Genomic DNA, 20,561 nt, shown 5'->3' on the forward strand with positions numbered 1-20,561 from the left:
CTAGGGCTTGGCGCCCTTCATGAAGACCCGCTTGCCGCCGATCCATGTTTCCAGAACCTGCGTCGTCCGTATGTCGGTGGGCCGAGCGACGGAGATGTCCCGGTCGATGAGGATGAAATCCGCCCTCTGTCCGGGGATCAGGCTGCCAAAACGCTTATCCGCGAAACCCGCAAAGGCCGCCTGCCGCGTATAGCCGTCAAGCGCTGCCTCAAAGCTCACCCGCTGTTCCGGCATCCATCCGCCTGCCGGTTCGCCAGATGCATCCTCGCGGCTCATAGCGATGGCCATGCCGACAAAGGGGTTCGGACTAGTCACAGGTGCGCCGGAGCCGAACGCCAATGGCGCGTGATTGTCGAGCATCGCTTTCCATGCATAGCCGCCCTTCAACCGGTTCTCACCCATGCGCGCGACCGCCATGCGCCAGTTTGCGGCCTGAAGCGCGGGCTGCATTGACGCTATGACGCCATTTTGCCCGAAGCGGGGCAGGTCAGCTGGATCGACAACCTCCGCCTTTTCAACCCGCCAGCGCCTGTCGCCCTTGTAGGTTTGGCCCAGTTCCGTGATCGCATCCAGCAGTTCGCTGTTAGCCGCGTCTCCGGAGGCATCGACGGCGATCTGGAAATTGTCCATCGCCGCGCGGCTCATCATGTTGCGCAGCTGGGTGGATGGGATGAGCGAATATCCACGCTGCCCCGGTGCGTCGGCATAATCGGCCTTGAGCCATGCTCCGCGCGACGAGAGCGATCCGTCCAACGCCAGTTTCAGCCCGCCCATGCGCAGCCGGTCATCATAGAGCCACGGCGTCGGCTCAGGTCCTGCAATCAGCACCATATTGTCGAGGCCCTGCGCATAGGAGATGATCCGCACGCGCAGCGCCCCCCGATCGGCCGAGCGGCGGAATGCCTGCCAATCCTCGATCGTGGTGCCCATGTCGGCAATGCCGGCGACGCCGTTCGCCAGCAATAATTGCTGCGCCTTTTCCAGCGCGATGTCCCGGTCCTTTGGGGCGGGAGGGGGCACGACCCGCTGGATGAGGTCCATCGCCTTGCCGACGAACACACCGGACGGCTTGCCCCCGGTCATCTCGATCCGGCCACCGGCAGGCGCCTTGCTTGTGGCGCTGATGTCGGCGGCTTTCATTGCCGCTGAATTGGCCCAGCCCACTTGGCCGTCCGCGCTTTCCAGCCATATTGGGACATCGGCGGAGGCAGCGTCGAGATCGGCAGCGGTGGGCGCCCGATTAAGGCCCCAAAGCTCGGCATTCCATCCCCGGCCGATGATCCATTTCCGTCCGGGATTGGCGGCGACATATTCCCGTATCTTGCCCTGCGCGTCAGCCAGTGAGCGCGTGCCGGACAGGTCGAGCGTGATCTGCGTCAGGCCCAACGCCATGACATGGCCATGCGCGTCGATCAGGCCGGGGATCAATGTCTTGCCCCCGCCGTCCAGTTGGAAGTCGAGGCCCTTCGGCCAGCTCTGGCCCTTCTTCAGCTTTTTCTGGCGGGGCGGCGCTTCATAGCGTCCGGGCAGCAGCTTTTCGACCTTGCCCTCATCGTCGATCAGCAGAGCGCGAAAGCGCACTGTGCGTCCATTGGCGTCGACCGCGATGCCATTCACATTGTCGATGACCCCCGACGCCAAAGCGGGAAAGGGCAGGGCGAGCGCGGTGATAGCCGCCAAAAGGGCGGGCTTCATGCCTTGGTGATCCGCCTCACCAGCGCGCTTGTATCCTGTCGGCTTCCGCCCATCGCCTGCACATCGGCATAGAATTGATCGACCAATGCGGTCACCGGAAGGGTCGCGCCATTGGCACGCGCCTCTTCGAGGGCAAGGCCAAGATCCTTGCGCATCCAATCGATGGCGAAGCCGAAATCGAAACTGTCCTGTGCCATAGTCTTCCAGCGGTTATCCATCTGCCAGCTTTGCGCGGCGCCGCCGGACACGGCTTCGAACACCTTGTCCAGATCCAGTTCGGCGGCTTGCGCAAAACGTAGCGCTTCGGAAAGCCCTTGCAGAACGCCCGCGATGCAAATCTGGTTCACCATCTTGGTCGTTTGCCCGGCTCCCGCGCCGCCGACATGCACGATACGGGCGGCATAGCTTTGCATGACGATCCGCGCGGCCTCGACCGCTGGTCCCGTGCCGCCGCACATGATCGACAGGCGGCCGTTTTCCGCGCCTGCCTGACCGCCCGATACGGGGGCATCGACGCAATGAAGTCCGCGGCTTTCCCCTTCGACGAACAGTTGCCGCGCGATCCGGGCCGATACCGTCGTATGGTCGATGAACAGGCTGCCCGGCTTCATCGTCCGGAACGCGCCTTCCTTGCCGACGGTCACCTGCGAAAGGTCATCGTCGGTGCCAACGCAGCTGATGACGATTTCGGCATCTTCCGCCGCCTTGGCAGGGGTGACCGCCACGGCGCCGCCATAAGCCTCGGCCCACTTCTTCGCCTTTCCGATGGAGCGGTTGTAGACGGTCAGTTCGTGTCCAGCCTTCGCCAGATGCCCGGCGATCGGGCCGCCCATGACGCCCAGACCGATAAACGCGATATTAGCCATATGCCTCGTACAGTTAGCCGCGTGGCCTTTTGCCATAGGACCAGATTTCGCCAAGGGCCAGTTTCTTCCGAGGTAAATTTCCGCTAGGGGCGAGCGCATGAACACGTTGAGCAAGATCGAAAGCGCGATGCCGCTGCCCGTTACCGTCGATGACATATTGGCGGCGCGCGTGCGGATTTCGGGCGCGGTCGTGCATACGCCAACGCTGATCAGCCAGACTTTGTCCGACATGCTCGGCTGTAAGGTCTACCTGAAGTTTGAGAACCTCCAGTTTACCGCTGCCTACAAGGAACGCGGTGCGCTCAATCGCCTGCTTCAGCTGGACGCGGCGTCGAAGGAAAAGGGCGTGATCGCCGCTTCCGCTGGCAATCACGCGCAGGGGCTTGCCTATCACGGCCGCCGTCTGGGCGTGCCCGTGACCATCGTCATGCCCGTGACCACGCCGACGGTTAAGGTGACGCAGACGCAAGGGCATGGCGCGACGGTCGTACTGCATGGCGAGAAGTTCGACGACGCCAGCACCTATGCACGCCAACTGGCCAAGGAAAATGGCCTGACCTTCGTCCACCCGTTCGACGAACCCGACATCATGGCCGGGCAGGGCACTGTGGCGCTTGAAATGCTGGAGGACGCGCCCGAGATCGACACGCTGGTCATCCCGATCGGCGGTGGCGGCTTGTTTTCCGGCATGGCCACTGCGGCCAAGGCGATGAAGCCCGACATCCGCATCTATGGCGTGCAGGCGGAACTTTATCCGTCGATGTACAGCCATATCAAGCAGGCGAACCTGGCCTGCGATGGCGATACGCTGGCGGAAGGCATCGCGGTGAAGGAGCCGGGGGAACTGACCCGCCGCTTTGTCGAGCGCCTGGCCGATGACATCCTGCTGGTCGATGAACGGCATCTGGAGGAGGCGTTGAGCCTGCTGCTCCAGATCGAAAAGACGGTGGTCGAGGGCGCGGGCGCGGCTGGGCTTGCCGCGCTGTTGATGCACAAGGACATGTTTGCGGGCCGCAATGTTGGGCTCGTCCTGACGGGGGGCAATATCGACACGCGCCTGCTGGCGAACGTGCTGCTGCGCGATCTTGCGCGGTCGGGTCGTCTGGCGCGCCTGCGCATCATCTTGCAGGATCGCCCCGGCGCGCTGTTCCATGTCGCCCGCATCTTCGATCAGGAAGCGGTCAACATTCTGGAGTTGTCGCATCAGCGCATCTTCACCAATCTTCCCGCCAAGGGCCTTAGCCTCGACGTCGAATGCGAAACCCGTGACGGGGAGCATCTTGATCGCTTGATCACAGCCCTGCGCGCCGCCGGATATGAGGTAGCGCCGATCGAGGTTGCCTGATCGGCCTCCCGGCGTAGGGAGTACGTTTTTTTTCGTGGTAAATGACCTTTTCACGGAAGGCTGCGGGCGTCATAGTCTGTCCATGACTCAAGTTTCGCGCAGCGTTTTGACGGAGACCGTGGGGTGAGCGCACCATTTCGTTTTCCGCGCTTCTTTGTGACGAACCCCAGCCCGTGCCCTTATATTCCGGGCCGGAGCGAGCGGAAGGTCTTTACCGAACTTAACGGCGACAATGCGGCGGAACTTAACGATGCGCTCGGCCGCATCGGCTTTCGCCGCAGCCAGAATGTCGCGTACCGGCCGAGTTGCGCCGACTGCTCCGCCTGCGTGTCCGTTCGCGTGGTGGCAGGAGAGTTCACGCCCAACGCGACACAGCGCAAGCTCATTCGCCGCAACAGCGACTTGATCGTCACGGCATGCAAGCCATGGTCCACCGAGGAGCAATTCGAGCTGCTCCAGCGCTATCTGAAGGCGCGCCATCCGGGCGGCGGCATGACCGAGATGGACGAGATGGATTTCGCCGACATGGTCGAACAGACCCCGGTCGAAAGCCATGTCGTCGAATATCGCGAGCCCGGCAAGAATGGCCGCCCCGGCAAGTTGATCGGTGCATGCCTGACCGACCGGCAGGGCGATGGCCTGTCGATGATCTACAGCTTCTTCGACACGGAGTTGGAGCACCGCAAGGGCCTGGGCAACTTCATCATCATGGATCACATCCTGCGCGCCGCGAAGGCGGGCCTGCCCTATGTCTATCTGGGCTATTGGGTCGAAGGGTCGCAGCGGATGCAGTATAAGGTCCGCTACCGCCCGTTGGAAAAGCTGAGCCGGAGTGGCTGGGTTCGTTTCGACCCACAGGAGCAGGCGCAGGCCATCCGGGGCGTGCTGCCCCGCGACGAACCGCCGTTGCCGATCGAACTGGCGGGCATCTTCCGGAAATAATCCTCTCGGCCTCGATCGCCACAAGGCTGCATACGTCTACTTCGCGGCGAAGGTCACCGCCTCGATCTTGTTTCCATCCGGATCGCGCACGAATGCCCCATAATAATGGGCGTCGTAATTGGGGCGAACGCCCGGCGTGCCCTCGTCCGTTCCGCCAAGTTCCAGCGCCAGTCGATAGAACTCGCGGACGGCTTCGCGATCGGCCGCTTCGAAACAGATATGAATGCCGTTGCCGGGCGCCGCTCGATCCCCATTCACGGGCGTTTCGACGCTGAACGCCACGTCCGTCACGCCATAATCCAGTGAATGCGGATAATCGCGTATGTTGCGATAGCCGAGCAGCGTCATCAGCGGGTTGTAAAACGCCCGCGCGCGTTCGACGTCATTTGTCCCAACCGACACATGATGGATCATGCCGTCTCTCCTGTCCTTGCCCACTGGGTCTTCAGACAGGCTAAACCCCTGATCCTATTTGCAGTTGCACCTGCGTTTGACGCCATGGCGACGCGTCGTCGTTTCGGTCACGTAGCTGGTGGTAGTGACCGTCGGCGTGATGACCACTGTCGTTGTCGTGGCACCCGGATAATAATAGCCGCCCGCGATGTAGCCGGGGGCCTGCGTCGTCGTCACGACCGGGGCGCCGGGGCCATCATGCCGAACGATCGGCGGTGGTGCGCCATAGGGCGGAGCGTCATAATCCACTCCATAGTTACTGCGCGCCTCGCCTTCGAAACGGCCTTCATATTCGCCGCTCACCGTGCGGCCGTTTTCGTCACGCCAGGTGCCGGTCCAGCGCCCTTCATATTCATGGGGTGGGGGCGGAGGCCCGTCATGCGCGGTCACATCATCATCATAGGGGACGCCGGGCCGGTCCGGTTCATGATCGGGCGCATCCCAATCGACATCGCTGCGATGATCCCGGACGCGGCCGTGACGATCGACCATCACGGCGTCGTCATAATAGCGGGACCAACCATAGCCATCGGCGGGCGCAGGCAGGCCATAGCTTCCATAATTGCCGATCCGGTAGGTGGGGCTCACCCAATAGGATGGCAGGACATAGCCCATGACCGGCCGCCGGTAAGCGCCCCAACCGCCCGGCGCATACCAGCCCGCGAACCAGCGACCCTGAACGCGCGGACCCCAGCGGTGGACCATCGTTCCGCGGTGCATTCCGGCATGGACCGGCCGCATGCCGGAAAAGCTTTTGCCCAAAACGGGGAGCATCGCGCCAGTCCCGGCGGCATCACCTGCTAAAGCCGGTGTTGCGAGGCCGAGGGCAAGGCTCGTGCCCACCAGCATGATGCTCCAGATCCGCATGCAAAACTCCCCGTTGTTCATGGCTGCCTTGGGCATGGCCGTGACGTTAACGTCTGGTTTAGCATGATGATCCGCCTCGATCCACGCGAGGGGAACGCCCCGTCTGTCCCGAAACGGAGCAGCGCGGTTAAGCGAGCCGAGGGCCAATCCGTTCGATCAGCATCTCAAGCCCACTCTGGTCGGCGATATCGAAACGCGCCGGGGCAGGGCTATCGAGGTCAAGCACAGCAACGACGCGGCCATCGACCGTCACGGGCACGACGATCTCCGACGCGCTGGCCGCATCACAGGCGATGTGGCCGGGGAAAGCGTGGACATCCTCGACCAGCTGCGTCTCTCCCGTTGCCGCCGCCGTGCCGCACACGCCCCGGCCCAAGGGAATGCGGATGCAGGCTGGCTTCCCCTGAAACGGGCCAAGCACCAGTTCACCTTCTACCATGCGATAGAAGCCTGCCCAGTTAAGGTCCGGAAGAAATTGCCAAATTAGCGCCGCGACATTGGCCATGTTGGCGATCGCATCGGGCTCGCCGTCCGTCACTGCCTCTACTGCCGACAGGAGGTCCGCATAGAGCGTTGACTTGTCGCCATCGGCTGGCGCCTTGAAATCAAACATTGGCAGTCCTCAATCCATCCGCACCTTGCCACGCCCCTGCTTCACTGAACTGCGCGCCTTCTTGGCGTCCACGCGGCGTGCCTTTGCCGCCTTGCCCGGCTTCGTGGCGATGCGCCGGGGATCGCGCTTGTACGCCTCGGCTATCATCTCGGCCAGCCGGTCGCGGGCATCCTGGCGATTGGCCTCCTGCGTGCGGAAGCGGGACGCCTGGATCACTATCTCCCCGCCAGAGGTCAGGCGTGATCCTGCCAACTCCTTTATTTTCCTATAGGCATGGACCGGTAATCCCAGCCGATAGAGTGCCACCCTTAGCTGAACGGCAGTGGCGACCTTGTTGACATTCTGCCCGCCGGGACCGCCAGCGGTGATGAAACGCTCCTCCAGCGCATCTTCCGGAATGTCAAAGTCCGGCATCGTCCAGATACTCTGGCCCGAAGCCCGCTGCCGTAAAGGTGGCGGGCAGGGGAGCTGTCGCCTCTGCTGGAGACTTGCTCCCGCGCGGGACGCTGAGGAAACGGCTGTGCAGCAGCATCGGCCCTTCGCCTGCGCCATAGACGGGGTCGCCAGCGATGCCGAAGCCCAGCCCATATAATGTATGCGCGCGAATCTGATGGGTTCGTCCGGTGCGCGGTGTGAAGACCATCAGCGAGCGGCCGTCCTTTACCGCCAGCTTTCGCCATTCGGTCACGGCGGACCTCCCCTCTTTGGCCGCGATGATGCGCCAGCCCTTGGCCGCGCTGCTGACTTTCTTCAGCGACAGTTCGATGACGCCGCTTTCCGCTTCCGGCACGCCGTCAACGACCGCGACATAGCGCTTGCTGACCGTTCCCGCCTCAAACTCGGCGGCATAGCGCTTGTGCGCCTTGGGATTGCGCGCCAGCAGCAGGCAACCGCTGGTGTCCCGATCCAGCCGATGCACCGGCAGGGGCCAGCGTTGAAAACCGAAGGTCAGGGACGAAAGGTGGTTCTCCAGGCTCAGCGAACCGTCGCGCGGCGCATCGACCGGCAAGCCGGCGGGCTTGTCGAGGATGATGGCTTCACCATCGATGAAGAGAACTCGGTCATGCAATAGGGTCAAGGAGTGGTTCCGGGAGCAGTTGGAAATATTGACGGGCGCGCGCTGTCCTATAGGGCGTGGAAGCCATGGAGAACAGGGGGAACGAGGTCCAGCACAAGTCGGCGCGATCGGAACGGATGCAGGGTGGCGGGCGGCTGGAATGGATCGACGTAGCGCGCGGCATTGGCATCATCGCCGTGGTGGCCGGACATGTGTGGAGGAGTGGCCCCCTCCGCGACGCGCTCTACAGCTTTCACATGCCGCTATTCTTCCTGCTGTCGGGCCTGCTGTCCCGGCCACAGTCGCCCGGGCGTTTCGCGTTACGGCAATTGGCGTCGCAGATGCGCCCCTATGCGGCCTTCCTCGCATTGCTGATCATCGCGGATCAGATCATCGAGCCAATGAAGGGGCAGCGGCCTATATTCAACCAATGGCCGGATGATATGTTGCCGATCCTTCTTGGCGGATCATGGCTGCGCGGTCCCTATACCATATTCTGGTTCGTGCCCTGCCTGATGGCCGCGCGCATCCTTTTCAATGCGCTGCTGTCCCGTTGGCCCGATCCTCTCGACCGGCGCTGGCTTATCGCGATCCTACCTGTCCTAATTGTAGCCTATGTAGCAGGGGAGGTTACGCAAACGTCCGTGCTGGGGTTGCTGACGGTGCCCATGGCCCTTGTACTGCTCTGGATCGGAGCCGTATGGCAGCAGGTGCCGTGGAGGCATTGGATGTGGCTCCCCTTGGGCGCGCTGGCGCTGGCGGGGCTATCCGGTCTGCTTCCCACGCTTAACATGAAGGCCGCCGATTACGGGTGGCCGATCCTGTCGCTTGCTTCGGCTGTGGCGACGTCTCTGCTGATCTTCCGCATTTCGGTCCATGTCGCGCCTTTTGGCGGATGGTTCGCGGCGGTGGGCAGGGCCTCACTTGTCATCATGTATTTGCACGTCGCGGTCATCCACTACCTTTCGCCCTATTTGGACAAGCCCTGGTTGCTGCTCCATGCGCTGCTGTTGCCCATCGCCGTCTATTATCTTTTGCGCGCCAGCCCGGTCGGCGGTCGCCTGTTCCTCTGAAAAAAGAGGCCGGTGCATCCATCCTATGCACCGGCCCCTATCGTTGTGCCTTGCGACCCAAGGCTCAACCGCTGCACCGAGAGGGGAAGAGTGCAGCCAAATTTCTACCCGTGCAGCTTGATTGCCGTCTCCGCGATCCGCCGTCCCTGATACCGGGCGCCTTCCAGTTCATCCTCGTCAGGCTGACGGCTGCCGTCGCTATGCGCGATAGTCGTGGCGCCATAGGGCGCACCGCCGCGCACCTTATCGACGCCCATCTGCCCGGTGTGACCATAGTCCAGCCCCACGATCACCATGCCGAAATGCAGCAGATTGGTGATGATCGAGAATAAAGTCGTTTCCTGCCCGCCATGCTGGCTGGCGGTAGATGTGAAGGCGCCGCCCACTTTTCCGTTAAGCGCGCCCCGCGCCCAAAGGCCGCCTGCCTGATCAAGGAAAGCTGCCATCTGGCTCGACATGCGGCCGAAGCGGGTGCCGGTACCGATGATGATTGCATCATAGTCGGCAAGTTCCGCCACGGTCGCGAGCGGCGCATCCTGCTCCAGCTTGAAGCCCGCATTTCGGGCGACCTCCAAGGGCGCGGTTTCGGGCACTCGCTTGATATCGACCTGAGCGCCAGCGGCGGTCGCGCCTTCCGCAACAGCCTTCGCCATCGTTTCGATGTGGCCGTAGGACGAATAATAGAGAACCAGCACCTTAGCCATGAAGTGTCTCCAGTCTTGGTAATGCATTGATCGGAAAAAGGTTTCTTGAATAATGCGACCGCTCGCCCCCTCAGGGGGGCAAGGTGAGCGAGCGGCCGATAGGCCTTCCGGGCCTATTCGCTATCGACGAGGACGATTTCGCTATCCTCGATCGCGGTGATCGTGATGGGCTGGCCGCCCAGGATCGCAGCGCCGTCGCGCGCTTCAAAGGTCTGGCCGTTGATCTCGACCCGCCCAGTCGCGGGCACGAGATACAGGTGCCGTCCCTCCGCGCTTTCATAGGTCACGCTGGTGCCAGCCTTTATGGTGCCGCCCAGCAACCGCGCGTCGGCGCGGATGCGCAGCGCGTCCTGATCTTCCGCATAGCCGCTGGCCAGCACCACCAGACGTCCGGCGCGATCGTCCTTGGGAAAGGGCTTGGCGCCCCAGCTTGGCGCGTCGCCCTGCGCCTTGGGAATGATCCAGATTTGGAACAGCGTGCTTGTCTCATCCTCCAGATTATATTCGGAGTGACGGATGCCGGTCCCTGCGCTCATCACCTGTACGTCGCCTGCCTCGGTCCGGCCCTTGTTGCCCAGGCTGTCCTGATGCGTGATCGCGCCCTTGCGAACATAAGTGACGATTTCCATGTCGCGGTGGGGGTGCGGAGGAAATCCGGTGTTCGCCGCGATTTCATCGTCATTCCACACGCGGATCGCGCCCCAACCCATGCGGTCAGGGTCATGATAATCGGCGAAGGAGAAATGATGGCGGGCGTTGAGCCAGCCATGGTCGGCATGACCAAGCGTCTCGAAGGGGCGACGCTCGATGCGGTTTCCTGCGGCGGTGATCATATTTGTGCCTTTCGTTGCTGCGGGAAAAGCGTTCCCGCTTGCTTCCGACTGATTTAGCGATCAGGATCGTTTCTTAAACCAGCAGCATTGAAACGGATTGTTTCCTTTATGCGCCTTCCCGACCTTGAAGCATGGGCCATGTTCGCCGCCGTCGTGGAGCATCGCAGCTTCACCGATGCCGCCAAGGCGCTCAGTGTATCGAAAGCGACGGTTTCAAAGGCCGTCACACGCCTTGAGCAGCATCTTGAAACCAGCCTGTTCAACCGCACCAGTCGCCGCCTTGCCCTGACCGAAAGCGGCAAGCGTCTCGCCAGTCACGCCGCCCGGATTTTCGAGGAAGGGCAGGCGGCGGAGGAAGCTGCTCGCCAGGATACCGACGAACTGTCCGGAACCATTCGGCTAGGCGCGCCGATGACGTTCGGATTACTCCGCATCGCGCCGCTGGTCGCGCAGTTCGCCAAGCTTCATCCCGCCGTCGACATCAATCTTCATCTCTCTGACGCGCGGATAGACATGATCGAGATGGGGCTCGACGCCACCCTCCGCATTGCCGACATGCCCGACAGCTCGCTTCGTGCGAGGCGGTTGGGTGACGTCAAGATGCATGTCATCGCTTCTCCCGCCTATTTGGAGGAGCGGGGCAGGCCCAAGCATCCGTCCGACCTCGGCGCCCACGACTGTCTTTGCTATGCCAATGCGCCGACGCCTGACGTATGGCGCTTCTCGGGGCCGGGGCAGCAGAATGTCGTGATACAGGTTAGGGCGCGCCTAACCGTCAATAGTGGTGAAGCGATGCTGCCCGCGCTCCGGGCAGGCATAGGCGTTGCTCGGCTGCCCGATTTCATAGTGGGCGAAGCGCTCGCTTCAGGTGAACTGGAGGAGGTCCTGATCGACTGGAGGCCGCCGCCACTTGGCTTGCATCTGGTCACGCCGCCCTCGCGATTGCGGCCTGCGCGGGTCGAGGCGCTGCTCGACTTCATCGCTCGCAACCACGGTTGCTGAAGCTTCGTTGCGCAGGTGAATCTATCTTGACTCAAAATGAATCACTTCGACAATAAATCTTTTCAAACAGATTCAAATTCCCGCGACTCGCGCATTTCTGCGGGTTAGCGAAAAATTAACCTTTGTCCTTCAGAAGTTTTTTGGTTAATGAATTGGGGCAGACGCCGTTCTTAGGGGTTGACGGGATCTGCAAGGACAGGGGCTTCAATATGCGCGTTCTGCTAATAGAAGATGAACCGACAACGGCCAAGGCGATCGAGCTTATGCTCACGACCGAAGGCTTCAACGTCTACACTACGGACCTTGGCGAGGAAGGGCTCGACCTGGGTAAGTTGTATGACTACGACATCATCTGTCTGGATTTGAACCTGCCGGACATGCACGGCTATGACGTGCTGAAGAAGCTCCGCGCCGCCAAGGTGCAGACGCCGGTGCTTATCCTTTCCGGCATTGCGGAGATGGACAGCAAGGTTCGTTCCTTCGGCTTTGGCGCCGATGATTATGTGACCAAGCCTTTCCATCGCGAAGAGCTGATCGCGCGCATTCACGCCGTGGTTCGCCGGTCTAAGGGCCATTCGCAGTCTGTCATCCGCACGGGCAAGCTGGCCGTCAATCTCGACGCCAAGACCGTGGAAGTGGACGGCAACCGCGTCCACCTGACCGGCAAGGAATATGCGATGCTGGAGCTGCTGTCGCTCCGCAAAGGCACTACCCTGACCAAGGAGATGTTCCTTAACCATCTCTATGGCGGCATGGACGAGCCTGAACTCAAGATAATCGACGTCTTCATCTGCAAGCTGCGAAAGAAACTGGCTCTGGCGTGCAGTGGCGACAATTATATCGAAACCGTCTGGGGTCGTGGCTATGTGCTGCGCGATCCTGATGAAGCGGAAGAGGTCGCGACTAAGGTCGCCTGACCCTGCAACCTTGCGCGGGTGCCAAAAGGCCGGTGATCCCATGGGATCATCGGCCTTTGTCGTTGATGCGACCGTGCTCGATCAATCTCTCCTGATATGGAAAAGGGCCGGTGACCTCTTGGATCACCGGCCCTGTCTTGTCAGGCGGAGGGGCGGAAAGGGAGCGGGCTTAAAGCCCGAAGTGGGGAATCCGCCCGAGTGGGGTCAATTGTCCGCCTGACTGGACGACGTGCTGTCGCTGGAGCCTGATGCGTGGCCGCTTCCCGATAGCGTGCCGGTGGCATTAAGCGCCGCGCCTCCATTGAGAGCGTTGCTGGCGCTACCGGCTGAGTTTGCCGCGCCGGACTGAGCCGCGCCAGACGCGTTACCGGCCGCCGATCCAGCACCGCTCAGTGCGCCACCGGCCCGGTTGCGTGCCGCTTGTGCGGTAGCGCTGGCTTGCCCTTGCGCCGCTGCACCTGCCGTGACCGCGCGATCTCGCGCTGCGCCCGCCGTCTGGCTGGCCTGATCCCGAACGCCGCCTACTGCATTGGCGACATCATTGGTGCCCAGCGTGTCGGCGGTCAGGCCACCGCTTGCCGATCCGCTGGCTGAACCCGAGGCATTTGCGCCATGGCTCTTGCCCTTGCGGCTGACAGAACCAGTGGCGGCGCCGTCAGCCCGGCCAGAACCAGAACCTTTCGCCGCAACCCGGCCATTGCCCAGATCGATGCTGCGGTCGAGGCCGATGCCGCCCGAACCGCTCAATGTGCCGCCGAGCGATCCGCCAGCGCCGCCCAAAGCGCCACCAAGGCCACCGCCCAGGCCGCCACCGCCGCCCAGAAGCTGGGCAGACGCAGGAACCGCAGTCAGGACGGCAAGGCAGGCAGTGGCAAGAATGATTGTCTTCTTCATCGATCGTCTCCTTGTTCGTTGTCGATCCGATGCAAGGACAACGGGATGGCGATGCGATTTAATTCCTGGCGCCGAAATATTTTTGACAAGATGCTGATATTCAATCCATATTTCTGCAATTGCCGCAGATAATACCATGCCCGAATGCCTTGCTGCTTTCCGGCTTGGCCTCCTCGATCAGCCCGCTCAGGCTACCGTTCACAAACAGCCGCCCCGCGACAAGCGGCGCGGCGAAAGAGGTGCCTCGCACGCGGCCCTTGCCGCCATCGGTGCGCGCGGCATTCATGTCCGCGCCGGGCGCCGCGAAATCCACATGCCGGGCGCGCCCCGCTTCGGGAAGCAAGCGCCCGCGGCCATCTACGCCCGTCACCGCCACGACATCAGGATAGGATGCGGGATAGGCGGGTGGCGCAGCCGGACCGTCATTGCCGACCGCCGCTACCACCGTAACGCCCTTTTCACGCGCCAGCCGGATGGCTCCTGCCAGCAGAGGATTATCGGGTCCGACCAGGCTTAAGGTGACGACGTTGACCCCGCGCGCCGCCATCCATCCCAGCGCCCGCACGATCGCGAAGGCACTGCCGCCCGCTGGATCATCACCATAAACATCTGCGACCAGCAGCGGCGTACCCGGCGCCGCGCCCCGAATGGACCCGGTTCCACTGATCAAGGACGCCACCGCCGTGCCGTGCGAACTGGCACGAGGCGCGCCGCGAACGAAGCCGCGCTGCTCGACCGCGCCAGTGAGTGACGCGTGACGGGCGACGCCACCATCGATCATTCCCGCCGCTCGAGATCGGACAGGCCCTGTCCCCGCCAAGGCTGCACTCCCCGACTTGGGCGCCGCACCGCCGGGGAATAGAGATTATCCGCGCTCACCTCCGCCTCTGGTGCGATCGAGCGCACCTGCTTCAACGCGCGGGAGAGGCTCCGGCCGGGCGGCACCGTGAGGCGCGTTAGGAGCAGGTCGATCCCCTCAATGGCCTCGCTTGCCACCGCATAGCCCGCGCGACGCAACGCTTCGATGCTGGTCTGCTTTGCACCCGTCAGCAGGATGACGCCACGCCGCGCGGCCTCTTTCCGATCGTCCAGTTCCACGCTGTCGCCATGCCGTCGCAGCAGATCACCAATCCGTGCCGCTCTCGCCGCCACGAGGCGTTCTGCCAAGCGGGTGGGAGGAACCCGATTCAGCGCGCCTTCCGCGTCGTTGAGCAAGTCCGGAACCATCCCTCCTACCTGCCCCAAGGCCCCATTGGGGGACGGCAACAATTGTGCTTGTGCCGCCGGACCTGTCAGCAGCAGTCCCGCAACGATCCAGGAACGTAGGGCCTTCATCTCTGTCTCTTCATCCTCGACTGGCGCGGAGGCGAATTTTCCGCTCCTTTCGCATCCATAATGAGTCATCGCGAATTTATTTCCGGTAGATATACCTCTTCGGGGATGAAACGAACGGGCACAGCCGTTTCATCCTTGAACAAGTGATGGAGACCGGATGTCGTTCGAAAACGATCTGTTGGCGATCCTCCCCCGGCTGCGCCGCTTCGCCGTCAGCGTGTCGAGGGACCGCGCCGATGCGGACGACCTTTGCCAGGCGGCGCTGGAGCGAGGGCTGCGGGCGCGCGAACAATGGCAGCCGGGGACTAGGTTGGACAGCTGGATGTATCGTATCATGCGCAATCTGTGGATCGATGAAGGCCGTTCGCGGCAGCGCGCCGTGCGGACTTTCGCACCCGAAGAGGCAGGTGAGCATGTCGGCTATGCTGGCGACCAGCATGTAGAGGCGCACGTCATGCTCTCCGACGTCGATCGCGCGATGCAGGCTTTGCCGGATGAGCAGCGCGAAGCCATCGCGCTCGTTCTGGTAGAGGGCCTGTCCTACAAGGAAGCCGCCGAAATTCTGGGCGTGCCCATGGGTACGTTGACCTCGCGCTTGGTTCGTGGACGCGGCGCCCTTATCGAATTGCTGGGAGAAGCAGCATGACCGACATTGATGAAGCCATGCTGATCGCCTGGGTCGATGGCGAGCTGGACGAAATCACTCGCCGCCGCGTCGATCGCGCCGTTGCGGACGATCCTGCTTTGGCCCAGCGCCTGGAAATGCACCGGCATTTGCGGCAGCGTCTTTCCGGTCACTATGCGCCGGTTGAAGCTGAACCTGTGCCACAGGCTATGCGTGCGCTGCTGGAGGAACGGCCGAAGGTCACGCCCATCACCCGTCCCGCGGCTCCCAAATGGCGCAGTTGGGGCATTGGCGGCGCGATCGCTGCCAGCCTTGTCCTGGGTCTCGGCATCGGCCGTTTGTCGAGCGGCCCCGCTGGACCTGTTGCAGTCAGCGATGGCGTTATGGTGGCGAGGGGTGAACTCGCCTCCGCCCTCGAAACACAACTTGCCTCGGCCCAAAAGGACACATCAATCCGCATCGGCCTGAGTTTTCAGCGCAAGGGCGGAGGGTGGTGCCGCAGCTTCGACGGCAGTGCCCTGTCGGGAGTGGCCTGCCGGGAAGGGGAAGGCTGGCAGGTTCAGCAACTGATTCCCGGCGCCGCCCAATCGACCGATTACCGTCAGGCATCCTCCACCGACGCCCGCATCATGGCGACGGTAAGCGCCCTGATCGAAGGCTCCCCCGCCGACGCGACCCAGGAGGCTGCCGCGAAGGAGAAGGGCTGGCGCTGAACTTCGGACGTCTTTCCGTTCTGGCTAAGTCTGCAAATACCAGCGATCTGTGCCCTCAAGGCCGATCGCCGTCAGTTTGCCGCTGTTCCAGGCGCCCGTGTCTATCCCGATCCGGTTGGCCTGCTCATCGACTTCGCTGGTGATGCTGTGCCCATGGACCACCATATAGGGATGGGCTTGCCGGTCATGCAGGAACTCACCCCTGATCCAGCGCAGGTCGGCTGCATCCTGCTTCTCTAGCGGCAGACCGGGCCTGATCCCGGCATGAACGAACAGATAGTCGCCCATCACAAGACTATCCGGAAAACCGTTCAGGAAATCGACATGCTCGCGGGGCACATTTTCCAGCATCCATGACGCGATGTCCTTGTCCGTCATCGCTGTGCCGACGCCGGATTCCAGCCCATAGCTTTCAAGCGCGGCCATGCCCCCGATGCGGCGGCAATAGCCCGCATATTGCGCATCGCCCTTCGCGGCGCCGACAAAGACCTCCTCATGATTGCCTTTGATCAGGTGCACATTCGGGGATGCCCGCCACAAGGATATTGCATGCTCAATGACGGCGGCCGATTGCGGCCCGCGATCCATCAGATCACCCAGCAGGACGAGATGGCAGGGTAGGGTCGTGCGGGCCGAGTCATCCTGATCGATCAACCGCAGCAGTTGTTCGAACAGGTCGAGCCGCCCGTGAATGTCCCCGATGGCATAAACGCGCCGGTCCTCGCCTATGTCGGGCACGAAAGAGGGCGGTGGCGATGCACCGCGGCGGAAAAACTTCAGCATGACTGGCGCCGATCGATATTCATCCTCGCCCTTGTCGCACGTCCCCTAGAGTCGAGGCAATGTGACGCCTTGCTGCCCCATATATTTCCCCGCCCGGTCGGCGTAGCTGACCTCGCACGGCTCATTACCCTTGAGGAAAAGGAACTGGCAGGCCCCCTCATTGGCGTAGATTTTGGCGGGGAGGGGCGTGGTGTTGGAAAACTCCAGCGTCACATGGCCTTCCCAGCCCGGCTCCAGCGGCGTCACATTCACGATGATGCCGCACCGTGCATAGGTGGATTTGCCAAGGCAGATCACCAGCACATCGCGAGGCACCCGGAAATATTCGACCGTCCGGGCGAGCGCAAAGCTGTTGGGCGGAATGATGCAGCAGTCGGTCTTGCGATCGACAAAGCTGTTCGCCGCGAAATCCTTCGGGTCCACCACCGCGCTGTCGACATTGGTGAAGATCTTGAACTCGTCTGCCACGCGCGCGTCATAGCCATAGGAGGACAGGCCATAACTGATGCAGCCGTCCCGCCGCTGATTTTCCACGAATGGCTCGATCATCCCTTGGGAAATGGCCTGCTCGCGAATCCACTTATCCGACAAAATCGACATGATTGTTCTTAACTCTTTCTGGAAGGATCATGACCCAAATCATTGGGTCCAAAAGAGAAAGGCAAAAGTTCGGCGACGCTATGCTGGACCACGGAGTCGCCATCGCCCGCCGCACAATAAATAGCGATGGGCCGTCCCGCCACCTGCTCTGCTTCGTTCAGTATCTGGCGGCATCTTCCGCAGGGGGTGACTGGGTTAACGCCACCCCCGACGACCGCAATCGCCTCGACGTCGCCAAACCGCCCCTGCGCATTGGCCGCCGCCAGTGCCACGGTTTCAGCGCAGAGCGACAGGCCAAAGCTCGCATTTTCGAAGTTCGCGCCCACGATCATCTCACCATCGGACAAGCGCACGGCCGCTCCGACCGCAAAGCGGCTGTAAGGGGCATAGGCACTTGCCCTCGCCGCGCGCGCTGCCTCGACCAGCGTTCTGACGTCTTCACTCGTGTTCATGGCGCAACCACGCCCCATCTCACCGGGCCATCGATGCCATCGATATGACGCATGTCATTCGCCGTCCACATCACCCATCGACGGGTGGCATAATCAGGCGGGAAGAAGTTTCCATCCAGCCAGAGCGTCCGGTTTATGCCCGACGCAATGTCATATTCCTCCTCGAAAGCCTTCGAGATGTTGAGGAGCACCGGCTTGCCCGCATTGCTCTCGACCAGGTTCACCAGCGTGTTGAGTTCAGACAGCACCGCGTCCCGCCCCGGCCGCGCAGTGCAGCCAGGATCAAAGTCGAGCCGGATCACTGGGGGCAGGGCGGCATTGTCCCGTGGCACTGTCGTGACGAAGCGTGTCGCCTGACCGGCCGCGCGGCCGCATAGGCTAAAATCCAGCACAGCGCCGTAACGCAGTCCCGATGACCGCGCCGCAGACCAGTTCCGCGCAAAGGCGGGATCGCGGCCCTCTGTGCCCTTGGCCGCTCTTATATAGGCGAAATCGACGCCATTGGCCGCGAGCGTACCCCAATCGATCGCGCCTCCATCGGCGGAAACGGCCACCCCCTGAACCGGATAGACGTCGCGCCCCGGCGCCCAGCGGCAGGCATAGCTCCACGCCCCCAATGCCAACAGGCCAATGACCAGCGCGCCCGCAAGGATGCGGACCAGAAACCGGCCGGAAGAATGCTGGCGAATGTCCCCTTACCCCTTGATATGCAGCACGCAGATGAGCGTGAACAGGCGTCGTGCCGTGTCGAAATCGACCTTGATCTTGCCATCCAGCCGCTCGATCAGCATTTCCGCCGCGTCATTGTGGATGGCCCTGCGCGCCATGTCCACCGTTTCAATCTGTTGCGGGGAGGCATTGCTGATCGCCTGATAATAGCTGTCGCAGATCGCGAAATATTCCCGGATCGGACGCCGGAACCGGCCCAGGCCGAGGATGATCGCCTCCAGCGGCTCGCCATCCTCCCGCTTGATCTCGATCACCAGCCGCCCATCTTCGACGCGCAGCAGCACGCGGTAGGGGCCTGCATAATCATCGGCATGGGTGCGCTGGGGCGCGAAATAATTATCTTCCAGCAGGTCGAATATGGCGATCCGCCGCTCCTGCTCGACATCCGCGTTGCGCCAAAGGATCGTCCGCTCGTCAAGCGTGATGTCGATGATGCGCGGGTCGGTCATGGGTCCATAGTCCCTGCTTCTGCCGACGATGAAAAGCAAGGGGGAGTTCTCCACAGCTTTGCCTGTCGGGACACAGCTTGCCCCTTGCGCAGAACCCCGGCGAGCGCGATGAGAGGCGCATGGTCGAACTGGTGCAGATTAATCCCGCCGCAGAAGCAGGCATCCCCGAACTCCCGCGCAACGTGGAGGCGGAAGCCGCGCTGCTGGGCGCGCTGATGATCGACAATCGCATTGCCGAGGATGTTCAGCTCAAGCTCAAGGCGGAGCATTTCTTCGAGCCTCTGCATGGCCGCATCTATGAAGCCGTGATGAAGCTGGTTGAGCGCGACATGGTAGCCAATCCGGTCACGCTCAAGCCGATGCTGGAGCAGGACCCGGCGCTCAAGGAATTGGGCGGTGTCGGCTACCTCGCGCAGCTCACGGGGAACGGTGCCGCCCTGCTCGGCGCGCGCGATTTCGCCAGCCAGATTTATGACCTCGCACTTCTGCGTCAACTTGTGAATGTAGGGCGAGAACTGGTTGAAAATGCTCTTGATACGAGCGAGGATGTTAACCCGCGCGAACAGATAGAGATGGCCGAAGTCGCGCTCTATAAAGTGTCCGAGGGCGAGGGTGAAACCGGCTCCGTCAAAAGCTTCGCCACCGCCACCACCATGGCCGTGCAGGTGGCCGAACGCGCGCTTAACAGTGGGGGCCATGTTTCGGGCATCACCACTGGCCTCAATAGCCTGAATGAAAAGATCGGTGGCCTCCACAATTCGGATCTCATGATCCTTGCGGGCCGTCCGGGCATGGGCAAGACATCGCTCGCGACCAACATCGCCTATAACGCCGCGTCCCGCTGGATGCGCGACCATGTCGATGGCATTCCGCCCGAAAAGAATATGGGCGCCAAGACAGCCTTCTTCTCCCTCGAAATGTCCGCCGATCAGCTGGCTACCCGCGTGCTCGCCGAGCAGTCGGGCATCAGCGGGGAGGCGCTGCGCATGGGTAAGATCAGCCGCGCCGATTTCCAGAACCTTTCCCGCGCCGCGCGCGACCTTCAGGAACTGCCGCTTTTCATCGACGATACGCCAGGTCTGACCATCGCGGCGCTGCGAACGCGTGCGCGGCGGCTGAAGCGGCGTCATGACATTGGCCTCGTCATCGTCGACTATCTCCAACTGCTACAGGGTAGCGGCCGGGGCAGCGATAATCGCGTGCAGGAAATTTCAGAAATTTCTCGTGGTCTCAAGACCTTGGCGAAGGAACTTAACGTTCCGGTGCTGGCGCTTTCCCAGCTTAGCCGCGCGGTCGAGCAGCGCGAGGACAAGCGCCCTCAGCTATCCGACCTTCGCGAATCCGGCTCGATCGAGCAGGACGCCGACATGGTCTGGTTCGTCTTTCGCGAGGATTATTATGTCGCCGCGAAGGAGCCGGGCAACAAGGAAAGTAGCGAGCATCTTGAATGGGCGCAGGAGATGGAGCGGATCTACGGCCTTGCCGAACTGATCGTCGCCAAGCAGCGTCACGGTTCGACCGGCCGTATCCGTATGAAGTTCGACGCGAAGATCACCCGCTTCTCCGACCTCGCGGACGGCGGCTATATGGGCGATTATGAGTGATCGACCGAGT

The 20,561-nt window shown here is 62.2% G+C and carries 23 protein-coding genes and 1 pseudogene; 8 read left to right on the forward strand and 16 right to left on the reverse strand.

The window, feature by feature from the left end:
* Both ACZ5TH_RS03925 and ACZ5TH_RS03930 read right to left on the reverse strand, forming a co-directional pair.
* A complete protein-coding gene (locus ACZ5TH_RS03925) occupies positions 1-1,695 on the reverse strand; it encodes an amidohydrolase (protein WP_464794685.1) in 1,695 nt (564 codons plus the stop codon).
* Complete coding sequence (locus ACZ5TH_RS03930) at positions 1,692-2,561, reverse strand: NAD(P)-dependent oxidoreductase (protein ID WP_196226316.1); 870 nt, start codon at positions 2,559-2,561, stop codon at positions 1,692-1,694. The genes ACZ5TH_RS03925 and ACZ5TH_RS03930 overlap by 4 nt, the downstream gene beginning before the upstream one ends.
* Before the next feature lie 97 nt (positions 2,562-2,658).
* Here ACZ5TH_RS03930 and ACZ5TH_RS03935 point away from each other — a divergent pair, with 97 nt between their 5' ends.
* Complete coding sequence (locus ACZ5TH_RS03935) at positions 2,659-3,906, forward strand: threonine ammonia-lyase (protein WP_464779709.1); 1,248 nt, start codon at positions 2,659-2,661, stop codon at positions 3,904-3,906.
* Between the two features lie 123 nt (positions 3,907-4,029).
* Positions 4,030-4,848, forward strand: a complete 819-nt coding sequence (locus tag ACZ5TH_RS03940) for an arginyltransferase (RefSeq protein ID WP_449472075.1) — start codon at positions 4,030-4,032, stop codon at positions 4,846-4,848.
* A 36-nt stretch (positions 4,849-4,884) separates the two neighbouring features.
* Here the strand turns inward: ACZ5TH_RS03940 and ACZ5TH_RS03945 are convergent, their stop codons facing one another.
* The 5 genes from ACZ5TH_RS03945 to ACZ5TH_RS03965 form a co-directional block, all read right to left on the reverse strand.
* On the reverse strand, positions 4,885-5,262 hold the full coding sequence (locus ACZ5TH_RS03945; RefSeq protein WP_464794686.1) for a VOC family protein: 378 nt from the start codon (positions 5,260-5,262) through the stop codon (positions 4,885-4,887).
* Between the two features lie 54 nt (positions 5,263-5,316).
* Entirely contained in the window at positions 5,317-6,168 is an 852-nt protein-coding gene (locus ACZ5TH_RS03950; protein WP_464794687.1) for an RcnB family protein, read from the reverse strand.
* Between the two features lie 127 nt (positions 6,169-6,295).
* The gene (locus ACZ5TH_RS03955) at positions 6,296-6,781 is read right to left on the reverse strand and encodes a GAF domain-containing protein (RefSeq protein WP_464794688.1); all 486 of its coding nucleotides are present in this window, start codon (positions 6,779-6,781) and stop codon (positions 6,296-6,298) included.
* 9 nt (positions 6,782-6,790) lie between these two features.
* Positions 6,791-7,195, reverse strand: a complete 405-nt coding sequence (gene arfB / locus ACZ5TH_RS03960) for an alternative ribosome rescue aminoacyl-tRNA hydrolase ArfB (RefSeq protein ID WP_464794689.1) — start codon at positions 7,193-7,195, stop codon at positions 6,791-6,793.
* Entirely contained in the window at positions 7,182-7,859 is a 678-nt protein-coding gene (locus tag ACZ5TH_RS03965) for an RluA family pseudouridine synthase (RefSeq protein WP_464794690.1), read from the reverse strand. Before ACZ5TH_RS03965 ends, arfB begins: the two co-directional genes overlap by 14 nt.
* Positions 7,860-7,924: 65 nt before the next feature.
* On the opposite strand from ACZ5TH_RS03965, the gene ACZ5TH_RS03970 reads away from it, so the two are divergent.
* A complete protein-coding gene (locus ACZ5TH_RS03970) occupies positions 7,925-8,911 on the forward strand; it encodes an acyltransferase family protein (protein ID WP_464794691.1) in 987 nt (328 codons plus the stop codon).
* 104 nt (positions 8,912-9,015) lie between these two features.
* Here the strand turns inward: ACZ5TH_RS03970 and wrbA are convergent, their stop codons facing one another.
* The gene (gene wrbA, locus ACZ5TH_RS03975; protein ID WP_464794692.1) at positions 9,016-9,615 is read right to left on the reverse strand and encodes an NAD(P)H:quinone oxidoreductase; all 600 of its coding nucleotides are present in this window, start codon (positions 9,613-9,615) and stop codon (positions 9,016-9,018) included.
* A gap of 113 nt (positions 9,616-9,728) precedes the next feature.
* A complete protein-coding gene (locus ACZ5TH_RS03980) occupies positions 9,729-10,448 on the reverse strand; it encodes a pirin family protein (protein WP_464794693.1) in 720 nt (239 codons plus the stop codon).
* A gap of 108 nt (positions 10,449-10,556) precedes the next feature.
* Between ACZ5TH_RS03980 and ACZ5TH_RS03985 the strand changes: the two genes are divergently transcribed.
* Together ACZ5TH_RS03985 and ctrA are read left to right on the forward strand one after the other, a co-directional pair.
* Positions 10,557-11,450 (forward strand): LysR family transcriptional regulator, encoded by an 894-nt coding sequence (locus ACZ5TH_RS03985; RefSeq protein WP_449472086.1) that lies wholly within the window; start codon positions 10,557-10,559, stop codon positions 11,448-11,450.
* 209 nt (positions 11,451-11,659) lie between these two features.
* Positions 11,660-12,367 (forward strand): response regulator transcription factor CtrA, encoded by a 708-nt coding sequence (gene ctrA, locus ACZ5TH_RS03990; RefSeq protein ID WP_196226306.1) that lies wholly within the window; start codon positions 11,660-11,662, stop codon positions 12,365-12,367.
* Between the two features lie 204 nt (positions 12,368-12,571).
* Here the strand turns inward: ctrA and ACZ5TH_RS03995 are convergent, their stop codons facing one another.
* Positions 12,572-13,261 (reverse strand): hypothetical protein, encoded by a 690-nt coding sequence (locus ACZ5TH_RS03995; RefSeq protein WP_464794694.1) that lies wholly within the window; start codon positions 13,259-13,261, stop codon positions 12,572-12,574.
* Between the two features lie 100 nt (positions 13,262-13,361).
* Positions 13,362-14,665, reverse strand: a pseudogene (locus ACZ5TH_RS04000) (S8 family serine peptidase).
* Positions 14,666-14,753: 88 nt separating this feature from the next.
* Between ACZ5TH_RS04000 and ACZ5TH_RS04005 the strand changes: the two are divergent.
* Both ACZ5TH_RS04005 and ACZ5TH_RS04010 read left to right on the forward strand, forming a co-directional pair.
* The gene (locus ACZ5TH_RS04005; RefSeq protein WP_464794695.1) at positions 14,754-15,242 is read left to right on the forward strand and encodes an RNA polymerase sigma factor; all 489 of its coding nucleotides are present in this window, start codon (positions 14,754-14,756) and stop codon (positions 15,240-15,242) included.
* Positions 15,239-15,934 (forward strand): anti-sigma factor family protein, encoded by a 696-nt coding sequence (locus ACZ5TH_RS04010; protein WP_464794696.1) that lies wholly within the window; start codon positions 15,239-15,241, stop codon positions 15,932-15,934. Before ACZ5TH_RS04005 ends, ACZ5TH_RS04010 begins: the two co-directional genes overlap by 4 nt.
* A 24-nt stretch (positions 15,935-15,958) precedes the next feature.
* Here the strand turns inward: ACZ5TH_RS04010 and ACZ5TH_RS04015 are convergent, their stop codons facing one another.
* The 5 genes from ACZ5TH_RS04015 to ACZ5TH_RS04035 form a co-directional block, all read right to left on the reverse strand.
* The gene (locus tag ACZ5TH_RS04015; RefSeq protein WP_464794697.1) at positions 15,959-16,717 is read right to left on the reverse strand and encodes a metallophosphoesterase family protein; all 759 of its coding nucleotides are present in this window, start codon (positions 16,715-16,717) and stop codon (positions 15,959-15,961) included.
* A gap of 45 nt (positions 16,718-16,762) precedes the next feature.
* The gene (gene dcd, locus ACZ5TH_RS04020) at positions 16,763-17,317 is read right to left on the reverse strand and encodes a dCTP deaminase (protein ID WP_449472091.1); all 555 of its coding nucleotides are present in this window, start codon (positions 17,315-17,317) and stop codon (positions 16,763-16,765) included.
* An 8-nt stretch (positions 17,318-17,325) separates the two neighbouring features.
* Positions 17,326-17,769 carry a cytidine deaminase gene (gene cdd, locus ACZ5TH_RS04025; RefSeq protein WP_464794698.1) on the reverse strand — a complete coding sequence of 148 codons (444 nt, stop codon included), beginning with the start codon at positions 17,767-17,769 and terminating at the stop codon, positions 17,326-17,328.
* Positions 17,766-18,392, reverse strand: a complete 627-nt coding sequence (locus ACZ5TH_RS04030) for a glycoside hydrolase family 25 protein (protein WP_449472094.1) — start codon at positions 18,390-18,392, stop codon at positions 17,766-17,768. The genes cdd and ACZ5TH_RS04030 overlap by 4 nt, the downstream gene beginning before the upstream one ends.
* A 72-nt stretch (positions 18,393-18,464) precedes the next feature.
* Positions 18,465-18,947, reverse strand: a complete 483-nt coding sequence (locus tag ACZ5TH_RS04035) for a UPF0262 family protein (protein ID WP_196226297.1) — start codon at positions 18,945-18,947, stop codon at positions 18,465-18,467.
* A gap of 119 nt (positions 18,948-19,066) precedes the next feature.
* On the opposite strand from ACZ5TH_RS04035, the gene ACZ5TH_RS04040 reads away from it, so the two are divergent.
* Positions 19,067-20,551 (forward strand): replicative DNA helicase, encoded by a 1,485-nt coding sequence (locus ACZ5TH_RS04040; RefSeq protein WP_196226296.1) that lies wholly within the window; start codon positions 19,067-19,069, stop codon positions 20,549-20,551.
* The last annotated feature ends 10 nt before the right edge of the window (positions 20,552-20,561 follow it).

Source organism: Sphingobium sp. TomTYG73, assembly GCF_055394245.1.

Bases quoted from the DNA above. Each gene is read 5' to 3' on its own strand.
- ACZ5TH_RS03925 (WP_464794685.1), bottom strand. From the start codon at position 1,695: ATGAAGCCCGCCCTTTTGGCGGCTATCACCGCGCTCGCCCTGCCCTTT.
- ACZ5TH_RS03930 (WP_196226316.1), bottom strand. From the start codon at position 2,561: ATGGCTAATATCGCGTTTATCGGTCTGGGCGTCATGGGCGGCCCGATC.
- ACZ5TH_RS03935 (WP_464779709.1), top strand. From the start codon at position 2,659: ATGAACACGTTGAGCAAGATCGAAAGCGCGATGCCGCTGCCCGTTACC.
- ACZ5TH_RS03945 (WP_464794686.1), bottom strand. From the start codon at position 5,262: ATGATCCATCATGTGTCGGTTGGGACAAATGACGTCGAACGCGCGCGG.
- ACZ5TH_RS03950 (WP_464794687.1), bottom strand. From the start codon at position 6,168: ATGCGGATCTGGAGCATCATGCTGGTGGGCACGAGCCTTGCCCTCGGC.
- ACZ5TH_RS03955 (WP_464794688.1), bottom strand. From the start codon at position 6,781: ATGTTTGATTTCAAGGCGCCAGCCGATGGCGACAAGTCAACGCTCTAT.
- arfB (WP_464794689.1), bottom strand. From the start codon at position 7,195: ATGCCGGACTTTGACATTCCGGAAGATGCGCTGGAGGAGCGTTTCATC.
- ACZ5TH_RS03970 (WP_464794691.1), top strand. From the start codon at position 7,925: ATGGAGAACAGGGGGAACGAGGTCCAGCACAAGTCGGCGCGATCGGAA.
- wrbA (WP_464794692.1), bottom strand. From the start codon at position 9,615: ATGGCTAAGGTGCTGGTTCTCTATTATTCGTCCTACGGCCACATCGAA.
- ACZ5TH_RS03980 (WP_464794693.1), bottom strand. From the start codon at position 10,448: ATGATCACCGCCGCAGGAAACCGCATCGAGCGTCGCCCCTTCGAGACG.
- ACZ5TH_RS03985 (WP_449472086.1), top strand. From the start codon at position 10,557: ATGCGCCTTCCCGACCTTGAAGCATGGGCCATGTTCGCCGCCGTCGTG.
- ctrA (WP_196226306.1), top strand. From the start codon at position 11,660: ATGCGCGTTCTGCTAATAGAAGATGAACCGACAACGGCCAAGGCGATC.
- ACZ5TH_RS03995 (WP_464794694.1), bottom strand. From the start codon at position 13,261: ATGAAGAAGACAATCATTCTTGCCACTGCCTGCCTTGCCGTCCTGACT.
- ACZ5TH_RS04005 (WP_464794695.1), top strand. From the start codon at position 14,754: ATGTCGTTCGAAAACGATCTGTTGGCGATCCTCCCCCGGCTGCGCCGC.
- ACZ5TH_RS04010 (WP_464794696.1), top strand. From the start codon at position 15,239: ATGACCGACATTGATGAAGCCATGCTGATCGCCTGGGTCGATGGCGAG.
- ACZ5TH_RS04015 (WP_464794697.1), bottom strand. From the start codon at position 16,717: ATGCTGAAGTTTTTCCGCCGCGGTGCATCGCCACCGCCCTCTTTCGTG.
- dcd (WP_449472091.1), bottom strand. From the start codon at position 17,317: ATGTCGATTTTGTCGGATAAGTGGATTCGCGAGCAGGCCATTTCCCAA.
- cdd (WP_464794698.1), bottom strand. From the start codon at position 17,769: ATGAACACGAGTGAAGACGTCAGAACGCTGGTCGAGGCAGCGCGCGCG.
- ACZ5TH_RS04035 (WP_196226297.1), bottom strand. From the start codon at position 18,947: ATGACCGACCCGCGCATCATCGACATCACGCTTGACGAGCGGACGATC.
- ACZ5TH_RS04040 (WP_196226296.1), top strand. From the start codon at position 19,067: ATGGTCGAACTGGTGCAGATTAATCCCGCCGCAGAAGCAGGCATCCCC.